The sequence below is a fragment of the Sphingomonas sp. genome (assembly GCF_964263785.1).
Taxonomy (GTDB): Bacteria; Pseudomonadota; Alphaproteobacteria; order Sphingomonadales; family Sphingomonadaceae; genus Sphingomonas.
The window spans coordinates 91,580-99,960 of sequence record NZ_CAXVWL010000026.1 but is presented as its reverse complement, the minus strand read 5'-3'; the positions used below and the strand labels follow the sequence as shown (position 1 = coordinate 99,960).

The window sequence follows — 8,381 nt, the reverse complement described above, 5'->3', positions numbered from 1 at the left end:
GGGGCGACCCTGTGCTTCATGCACCCGGTCAAGGCCGAGGAAGCGATCCGCGAGGCGTACGCCACCCACGGCGTCCGCGTGTTCAGCCTCGACAGCCTGGAAGAGCTGGCGAAGATCACGCGTGCCACCGGCCACGCCGAGGATTTGACGCTATGCGTTCGGCTTCGTGTGTCATCCGAGCATAGCAAGCTGAGCCTCGCGTCAAAGTTCGGCGCGGCGCCTGGCGAGACGAAGGACCTGCTGTTCGCGGCGCGTCAGGCTGCCGATGCGCTCGGCATCTGCTTCCACGTCGGGTCGCAGGCGATGACCCCGGAGGCCTACGCCCAGGCGATGGAGCGCGTCCGCGCGGCGATCGTCGAGGCGGCGGTGACGGTCGACGTGATCGACGTCGGCGGCGGCTTTCCGTCGAGCTATCCGGGCATGGAGCCGCCGCCGCTCGAGCGGTTCTTCGAGACGATCCACCGGTCGTTCGAGAGCCTGCCGGTCAGCTATTCGTCCGAATTGTGGTGCGAGCCGGGGCGTGCGCTGTGCGCGGAATACAGCTCGCTCGTCGTGCGCGTCGAGAAGCGCCGCGGGGACGAGCTGTTCATCAACGACGGCGCGTACGGCGCGCTGTTCGATGCCGCGCATATCGGCTGGCGCTTCCCGGTGCGGCTGCTCCGCGAGCCGGACAGCCGCGCGCGGCCACTCGCGTTCAGCTTCTACGGCCCGACGTGCGACGACATGGACCATATGGCGGGCCCGTTCCTGCTCCCCGCCGACACCCAGGCCGGCGATTACATCGAGATCGGCATGCTCGGCGCCTACGGCTGCGCGATGCGGACCGCGTTCAACGGCTTCGGTGCCAACGAAGCGGTTATCGTTGCGGATGAGCCGATGACGTCGCTGTACGTGCCTGTGGAACGCGAACGCACGACGAACGTCGTCACGCTGTAAGAAACAACGTCCACCTTCCCCGTCACCCCGGCCTTGAGCCGGGGTCCCGCTTCTTCTGGCGTTCGAAGGGAGAAGCGGGACCCCGGGTCGAGCCCGGGGTGACGATGTGCTTTGGAATTGACCAATGACCGACACGAAGATCAACGACACCCGCAAGGCGGAGCTGCTATCGACAAAGGTCGCGCATATCGACATCCGCACCTTCGACGCGCGCCCGATCGTCGATGCGATGAAGAAGATGTCGTTCACCAGCCGCGACCTCGGCCGCGCGACCGACATCTACAACCAGATGCTCGGCGACAAGGATTGCACCGTCGTCCTCGTCATCGCGGGCTCGACCAGCGCGGGCGGGTGCATGGACCTCTATGCGGAGCTGGTCCGCTCGAACATGGTCGACTGCATCGTCGCCACCGGCGCAACCATCGTCGACATGGATTTCTTCGAGGGCCTCGGCCACCAGCATTATCAGGCGCTGGAGGTGCCCGACGACGACACGCTGCGCTCGCTCTATATCGACCGCATCTACGACACCTATATCGACGAGGAGCAGCTCCAGCACGTCGACCACACGATCTTCGAGATCGCGGAGTCGCTGGAGCCGAAGGCGTACAGCAGCCGCGCGTTCATCCGCGAGATGGGCAAGTACCTCGTCGAGCACGGCAAGAAGGACAACAGCCTCGTCAAGCTCGCCTATGAGCACGACGTGCCGATCTTCTGCCCGGCCTTCGTCGACTCGTCGGCCGGGTTCGGGCTGGTCAAGCACCAGGTCGACCGCGCCAAGGCGGGCAAGCCCTATCTGCTGCTCGACGCGATCGCCGACTTCCGCGAACTGACCCAGATCAAGATCGAGGCGGGCACGACGGGCCTGCTGATGATCGGCGGCGGGGTGCCGAAGAACTTCGTCCAGGACACCGTCGTCTGCGCCGAGATCCTCGGCCACGAGGACGTCGCGGTGCACAAATATGCGGTCCAGATCACCGTGGCCGACGTCCGCGACGGCGCCTGCTCGTCTTCGACCCTGCAGGAAGCGGCGAGCTGGGGCAAGGTCAACACCGCGATCGAGCAGATGGTGTTCGCCGAGGCCGGCTCGGTGATGCCGCTGCTGGCGTCCGACGCCTGGCACCGCGGGCTGTGGAAGGACCGGGCCAAGCGCAAATGGGCGACGATCTTCGCCGACTGACGTTGCAGGCCTTCGCGAACTGATGCAGGCCTCTCCCGCAAAATCGGGGGAGGCCAATCCATGCACGCAGACCTACTCAGACCCGTCGTTGCGCTGATCGCGTGGACGCTGGTCATGCTCGCCTGGGCGCTCGCGACCCGGCTGCCCGCGATGCGCGCGGCGGGTATCGATCTGGGCACGCTGGTCGGCACGAAGCCGGCCGATGGCGACCGGGCTCTGCCCGCCGAAGCCCAGTGGAAGGTGCACAATTACAACCATCTGGCCGAGCAGCCCACGCTGTTCTACGCGGTGTGCCTGGTGCTCGCGCTGATCGGGCCGGTGCATCCGTTCAACGTGGCGCTCGCCTGGGCCTATGTCGGCTTGCGGGTCGCGCACAGCCTGGTGCAGGCGACGATCAACCGGGTCGCGTTCCGGTTCGTGCTGTTCCTCCTCTCCAGCCTGGTCCTCGTCGCGTTGACGCTCCACGCTGCGATGGCGGTGTTCTGATGGCCAAGGAAGGGTTCGAGCGGCACCGCCAGCCGTGGACGCAGGACGAGATCCAGAAGCTGCACACGCTGGCCAAGAAGGGCATGGCCCTGAAGGCGATATCCAAGGCGATGACGCGGTCGGAGGAGTCGATCAAGGACCGCGCCAAGGCCGATGGGCTGGCAATCGCGAAGCTGCGTTAGCGGAGGCCCGCAAGCCGCTCGACCGGCCCCGCCGTGTCCAGGAAACGGCGGATCGTCGCTTCGGCGTCGATCCCCGGCGCGAGCACGACCGACAGGTGGATCGCGGCCGCAGTCTGGTCGAGCCCGAGCAGACGCGCGCGCGCCGTCTCGATCTTGACGCGGCGCTCGTCGGCGGTGGTGATCCCGCCGATCCGGTACCAGGTGACAACGACCCGCTCGACCGGACCCGGCACGGTGATCCGCATCGCCGAGCCGCCGGCGAGCGGAGCCAGGTCGGCGACGCGGACCCAGCGGTCCTCCTCGCGCAGCACCCCGGTGCCGAAGGCCGCGAGTTCCCGCGCCTCGCCCTGATGGCCGTAGACCGCTACGGCGAGATCGACGGCACCTTGGCCATCGGCGTAGCGCGCGATACCGACGTGATCGGCACCGGGATGATAGGGTTGCCATGCGGCACGCCTATCGAGCGACACGCGTCGCCAGCCGGGCACCTCGCGAAGGACGATGTGCGCGGGCACGGTAGTCGCGCGCGCATCGACGGCAGCGCTCCACGCGGGGAACAGTCCGGCAATCGCGACCACCAGCATGGTGGCGAGTGGCAAGCCGGTCGCGCGAAACCGCATGCCCAGCGCCGCCGGATCGAACGCGGGTGCATCCGGCGCGCGGTCGAACCAGCGCCAGGCGAGCGCGAGCACCGCGGCGATGACGGCGGCGAAGAATACCCAGCCATAGACGATATGGTCGAACCCGGTCGCCGCCTCGACCGAGGTCAGGTCCGCCGCCCAGATTGTCGCGAACGCGCGCACGCCGTTGGCGAGGACCGGCACGACCAGCGCCATGGCCATGAACGCCGTACGCCTGCGCCACGACGTAAAGCCGACGTTCGCAACCAGCGTCCCGAACGCGAGCATCGCGATGACGAACTTCGCCCCCGAACACGCTTCGGCAACCTCGAAATAATAGCGGCCCGCGTGGATCAGCACGCCGTTCGACGCCGCAGGCATGCCGACCAGGTGAAGTAGCGGCATAACGATCGCGACGGTGACCGCTTGGAGCGGCACCTCGAGCCATTCGCCGAATGGGACTAGGAACAGCGTATAAGCGAGCGGAAACAGCAGCCCACGCGCGACATTGGGCCCCAGCAACGTCACGACCGCGCCTTGCAGCATGAGGACGAGGCCGAACTGGCGCGCGAAGGTGACCGAGCCTGCTTCCCCGAGCAGCCAGCCGAACCCTCCCGCTGCGACCAACGCCAGGCCGGAAGCCCAGGCAGCGGGGGTAAGGCGCGCAAGCTCGGCGCGGCGCTGCCAGACGAGCCAGGCGACGACCGGGCCGACGAAGAGGCAGTGCCCGAAGGTGGTGCTGGTCCACCACGTCCCGGTGAGCCGAGTGACGTCACCGTAAAAGAGCAGGAGGATGGCTGCCGACGCAAGCGCCAGCGCGCCGAGGTGCTTCCGCCAGACGCCCGAGCCGAAGGCAGATACGGGGACGGCGATCGTCATGCGGCGCGCGCCTGGTCGAGGTCGAGCAGGGCGTCGAGCGGCGCCAGGCGTGCGTCCCAGGCGTAGCGATGCATGACCTGCGCGCGGGCCCCCTTCCCCAGCGCCGTGGCCGCCAGCGGATCGGCGAGCACCGCGCAGACCGCGTCGGCGGCATCGTCGGCGACATGGATCGAAGCGCCGTGATCGATGCCCTCCGCGGCCGCGGCGGAGGCGACGACCGGGCGCGCCATCGCCATCGCCTCCAGCACCTTGTTCTGGACGCCGCGTGCGAGGAGCAATGGCGCGACGCAGACGTCGGCGGCGGCGAGCCACGGGCGCACGTCGTCGACTCCGCCGGTGACGAGGACGCCATCCTCGCGAGCGAGCGCGCTGACCGTCGCTGTGGGCGCGCGACCGACGATCGCGAAGCGCGCGGCCGGGTAACGGCGGCGAATCGCGGGAAGCGCCTGCGTCGCGAAGGCGGCGACCGCGTCGATGTTGGGGCGATAGTCCATCTGGCCGGTGAAGACGATCAGCGGCGAGTCGTCGGCGGGAAAGCGCACGAACGAAGCCTGTGGATCGAAGTACGCGGTGTCGATGCCGTTCTCGATCGCCACGGTGCGCGGGCCGCCGAACAGCGCGGCTTCGGCGGCGCTGACAAAGGCGGTTGCACTCGCACGAGCGGCGACGTCGCGCTCGAACGTGGACAACAGCCGCGCCTCGCGACGCATCAGCCAGCGCATCGGGCCGCGCGCCGCATCGGCGAAAGCGGCGAACTTGGCCGAATCGACGTCGACGAAGTCCATGATGTGCGGCGCCGCGATATATTGCGCCATCTGCCCGGAGAAGACGTAGGTCGCGGCGTGCGGGTGCTCGGCAACCGCCGCGGCGATCGCCGGGTGCGCGAAGGCGGTCAACGACACCGGACGTCCGCTCGCCATCGCTTCGGCAAGCGCCCGGGCGCGCGACTTGGTGCGCGGCACGATCGTGCAGCTCGCCAGCAGGCGGCGGAACGCGGGCGGCGGGTCGCGGTCGGCCGCCTCGTCGGCGAACGCTACGAGGTGGACGCGGGCGCGCGCCGCGAGGTGTTTCAGGATGTGGAAGCTCCTGATCTTGTCTCCGCGATCGGGCGGGAATGGCACCCGGTGCGCCAGGAACAGGATGTCGCGCATCACCCCAGCCCGCGCGACAGCCATGGGCCTACCAGATTGGCGATGGGCAGCGGCAGCCGCTTCCACGTCGCGATCACAGCCGCATATTTCGGGTTCAGCGGGTTTACGGTGCGCCCCGGTCCCTCGCTGCGCTTGGCATAGCGGCGAACCTCGGGCGTGAAACCCCAGTTCTTCTTGAACGCCGCCGCGCCGGTGCCCGCCTTCGACCGCCCGAAGTCGAACCGCGTGCAGCCGCGCGCGCGCGCGTGGCGCATCAGCTCGAAATACATCCGGTCGTTGGCGCGCAACGCCCGCCCCGCCGCCGTGCCGCCGCCCCAATAGGGGTAGGCCGTGCCTGCGAAATACAGGCTGAGGACGCTGGCGACCGCCCTGCCCGCGTGCCGGATCGTCAGCACATCGGCATCCATCGTCTCGACGACAGCGCGGAACAGCGCCGCGGGGAAGACCGGCGTGCCGAGATTGCGGACCGACTCGGCATAGACGCGGTAATGCTCCGCCAGCATCGCGGGCGACGTGCCGACCGACACGTCGAGATCGAAGCCGAGCGAGCGGCGCACCTCGGCGCGCTGCTTGCGGGGAATCGCGAGCAGTTCGGCTTCGTCGTCGACCGCCAGTGCGCGTGCGAAGCCCAGGTAGCTGGTGTCGTCGACCGTCCAGCCATCGGGCGCAACGCCGCCGCGCAGTTCGACGCTGGGGCAACCGAGCCGCTGCGCCAGGTCCCACGCGCCCGACGCGAGTGGTTCGACCGCGTCGCCCAAAATGCCGCCGTCCACCGCAAAGCCGGCAGAAGCCAGCGCGCGACCGAACAGCGCCGAGCGCATCTCGGTCAACGGCAGCACCCCCGCGAGTCCCCCATCCGCGCGCTCGGCGACGAGGTAACGCGCGCGCTGGCCGCAGCCGCGAGCGACCGCACGGCTCCATGCCGGAAGGTGGAACGGGGTCGCGCCGGACGTCGCCGCAACGAAGGCGTCGATCGCCGCGACCTCGCGCGGGTCGGTCAGGTCGGCCTCGCGGATGCCGACGGGCGCGATGACGAGCGGCATCGTCATGCGGCGGCGATCACCGCGTCGATGCGGCCCCATGCGTGGCGGGCGAGCAAGCCGTTCATCTTGCCTCTCATCGCGCCGAGACGCGAATAATGGCGCAACCGGGAGCGCAGCGGCGCACCCATCACGCGGGGCTGGCCAGGGTCGACTTCCCAGGGGTGAAAGTAGAAGATGGCGGGCTGCCCCTGCCCGTTGACCTGTCGCACCGCGAAGTCGGTGATCGCGGCGGGGAGCAGGCGGAAGAAGCCGCCCCCGGTCGCGAGCCTGCGCCCGGCGAACTCGGCGACGGTGACGGGCAGCTCGATCAGCGGCGCATCGGCGAGCGGCCGGAAGGCGTAGCGGCGCGCCTCGCGCCAACCGTAATGGTCGTGGCGGACGGGGGCGACGCTGGAGGAATAGCGATAGCCCTCTTCGGCGAGCACCGCGTGTGCCCACGGCGTGCGCGCGTCGATCGAGAAGCTGGGCGCGCGGTAACCGGTAACCGCGACACCGGCGGCATCCTCGAGTGCCGCGCGGGTGCGGGCGAGGTCGGCGCGAAACGCTGCGGGGTCCATTGTGAAGACGCGTTGGTGGTCCCAGCCGTGGCTGGCGATCTCATGCCCCTCGCCGACGATGCGGCGGATCAGCGCAGGGTGGCGCTCCGCGACCCATCCCAGCGTGAAGAAGGTCGCGTGGGTGCCGGTCTCGGCGAACAGGTCGAGGACGGTCGCGGTGTTGTCGGCAACCCGCGAGTCGAGGCCGTTCCAGTCGCGCTTGTCGATGACGCGCTCAAAGGCGCCGACCTGAAACCATTCCTCGATATCGACCGACATGCCGTTGAGTATACGGCTCTTCTGGACGGGCGCCTGAAACATCAGGCGGCGGCTTCCCAGGCGGCGGGCTCGGCGGCGAGGGCGGCACGCGACTGGTCGGCATCCACCCAGTCGACGAGCAGGGTCAGCACCCGGCGCAAGGCCGCATCCTGTTGCTCGATCCGCGATTCGAGCGCGGCGACGCGCGCGGCAAGCGCGGCGTCCGCAGGCGCCGGTCCGGCGTCCGGCACGACGGTTTCCACCGGCTCCACGACCGTCGGTGCATTCGGCATCGGCAGATCAGCCTGAAGGTCGCCGAGCACCGAGCGGACGAGATCGGCGTCGATCAATTCATAGCCCTCGACCGCCGCAGCCAGCATCGTCCGGCCCGCGAGATGGTTCAGCCGACGGGGCACGCCGCCCGACCCCTGGTGCAGCGCGGCAAAGGCATCGTCGGCGAAGTCGGGGCGGCCCTGCCACCCGGCGACGCTCAGCCGGTGCGCGATATAGTCGGCGACCTCGTCCTCGCCCATCGGATCGAGATGGTGGATCGCGATCACCCGCTGGCGCAATTGCTCCAGCGCGTCGGAGCCGTGCAGCCGGTCGCGGAACTCGGGCTGGCCGAGCAGCAGGATCTGCAGCAGCGCATGCCCGCTCCCCTGGAAGTTGGAGAGCATCCGCAGCTCTTCGAGGCTGTCGACGGGCAGCGCCTGCACCTCGTCGACGACGAGCAGCGTTCGCCGCCCGGTGCGCGCGACCGCGTGCAAGCTCCGTTCGATCGCGGTCAGCAGCTGCGCCTTGGCGAGCCCGTGCGGATCGACCCCGAGCGCGGTCGCGACGGTGCGCAGCAGGTCGTCGGCGTGAATCGCGGTCGACACCAGCCGGACGACGCTCAACCGCTGCGGATCGACCGTTTCGACCAGATGCCCCGCCAGCGTCGTCTTGCCCGCGCCGATCTCGCCGGTGATGACGATGAAGCCCTCACCTTGTGCCAGGCCGTAGCCGAGATAGGCCATCGCCTTGCGGTGGGTGGCGGTGCTGAACCAGAAGCGCGGGTCCGGGGTCAGCTGGAACGGGCGCGTGGTCAGCCCGAAATGTTCGTCGTACATG

The 8,381-nt window shown here is 69.1% G+C and carries 9 protein-coding genes; 4 read left to right on the top strand and 5 right to left on the bottom strand.

What is annotated here, in order from left to right; translation table 11 throughout:
• The 4 genes from ACE5C1_RS04350 to ACE5C1_RS04335 form a co-directional block, all read left to right on the top strand.
• Positions 1-936, top strand: a 936-nt coding sequence (locus tag ACE5C1_RS04350; RefSeq protein WP_374942831.1) for a type III PLP-dependent enzyme, incomplete at its 5' end; no start/stop codon positions are given.
• A gap of 124 nt (positions 937-1,060) precedes the next feature.
• Positions 1,061-2,116: a deoxyhypusine synthase gene (locus ACE5C1_RS04345; protein WP_374942830.1), complete on the top strand. Its 1,056-nt coding sequence runs from the start codon at positions 1,061-1,063 to the stop codon at positions 2,114-2,116.
• 60 nt (positions 2,117-2,176) lie between these two features.
• Positions 2,177-2,602: an MAPEG family protein gene (locus ACE5C1_RS04340; protein ID WP_374942829.1), complete on the top strand. Its 426-nt coding sequence runs from the start codon at positions 2,177-2,179 to the stop codon at positions 2,600-2,602.
• The gene (locus ACE5C1_RS04335; protein ID WP_374942828.1) at positions 2,602-2,784 is read left to right on the top strand and encodes a hypothetical protein; all 183 of its coding nucleotides are present in this window, start codon (positions 2,602-2,604) and stop codon (positions 2,782-2,784) included. Before ACE5C1_RS04340 ends, ACE5C1_RS04335 begins: the two co-directional genes overlap by 1 nt.
• Here the strand turns inward: ACE5C1_RS04335 and xrtA are convergent.
• Genes xrtA through ACE5C1_RS04310 form a run of 5 tightly spaced genes read right to left on the bottom strand, consistent with a single transcriptional unit; the run spans position 2,781 to position 8,380 of the window.
• Complete coding sequence (gene xrtA, locus ACE5C1_RS04330; protein ID WP_374942827.1) at positions 2,781-4,283, bottom strand: exosortase A; 1,503 nt, start codon at positions 4,281-4,283, stop codon at positions 2,781-2,783. The two genes, ACE5C1_RS04335 and xrtA, sit on opposite strands and share 4 nt — an antisense overlap.
• Positions 4,280-5,434, bottom strand: coding sequence for a TIGR03087 family PEP-CTERM/XrtA system glycosyltransferase (locus ACE5C1_RS04325; protein WP_374942840.1), 1,155 nt, complete (start codon positions 5,432-5,434; stop codon positions 4,280-4,282). The genes xrtA and ACE5C1_RS04325 overlap by 4 nt, the downstream gene beginning before the upstream one ends.
• Complete coding sequence (locus tag ACE5C1_RS04320) at positions 5,434-6,483, bottom strand: FemAB family XrtA/PEP-CTERM system-associated protein (RefSeq protein ID WP_374942826.1); 1,050 nt, start codon at positions 6,481-6,483, stop codon at positions 5,434-5,436. The genes ACE5C1_RS04325 and ACE5C1_RS04320 overlap by 1 nt, the downstream gene beginning before the upstream one ends.
• Positions 6,480-7,334 (bottom strand): XrtA system polysaccharide deacetylase, encoded by an 855-nt coding sequence (locus tag ACE5C1_RS04315; RefSeq protein WP_374942825.1) that lies wholly within the window; start codon positions 7,332-7,334, stop codon positions 6,480-6,482. Before ACE5C1_RS04315 ends, ACE5C1_RS04320 begins: the two co-directional genes overlap by 4 nt.
• Positions 7,334-8,380, bottom strand: coding sequence for an ExeA family protein (locus ACE5C1_RS04310; protein WP_374942824.1), 1,047 nt, complete (start codon positions 8,378-8,380; stop codon positions 7,334-7,336). The genes ACE5C1_RS04315 and ACE5C1_RS04310 overlap by 1 nt, the downstream gene beginning before the upstream one ends.
• Position 8,381 lies beyond the last annotated feature (1 nt).

What these genes read in the sequence shown, in the direction of transcription:
- ACE5C1_RS04340 (WP_374942829.1), top strand. Translation starts at nt 2,177, where the DNA reads ATGCACGCAGACCTACTCAGACCCGTCGTTGCGCTGATCGCGTGGACG.
- ACE5C1_RS04315 (WP_374942825.1), bottom strand. Translation starts at nt 7,334, where the DNA reads ATGTTTCAGGCGCCCGTCCAGAAGAGCCGTATACTCAACGGCATGTCG.
- xrtA (WP_374942827.1), bottom strand. Translation starts at nt 4,283, where the DNA reads ATGACGATCGCCGTCCCCGTATCTGCCTTCGGCTCGGGCGTCTGGCGG.
- ACE5C1_RS04345 (WP_374942830.1), top strand. Translation starts at nt 1,061, where the DNA reads ATGACCGACACGAAGATCAACGACACCCGCAAGGCGGAGCTGCTATCG.
- ACE5C1_RS04325 (WP_374942840.1), bottom strand. Translation starts at nt 5,434, where the DNA reads ATGCGCGACATCCTGTTCCTGGCGCACCGGGTGCCATTCCCGCCCGAT.
- ACE5C1_RS04310 (WP_374942824.1), bottom strand. Translation starts at nt 8,380, where the DNA reads ATGTACGACGAACATTTCGGGCTGACCACGCGCCCGTTCCAGCTGACC.
- ACE5C1_RS04320 (WP_374942826.1), bottom strand. Translation starts at nt 6,483, where the DNA reads ATGACGATGCCGCTCGTCATCGCGCCCGTCGGCATCCGCGAGGCCGAC.
- ACE5C1_RS04335 (WP_374942828.1), top strand. Translation starts at nt 2,602, where the DNA reads ATGGCCAAGGAAGGGTTCGAGCGGCACCGCCAGCCGTGGACGCAGGAC.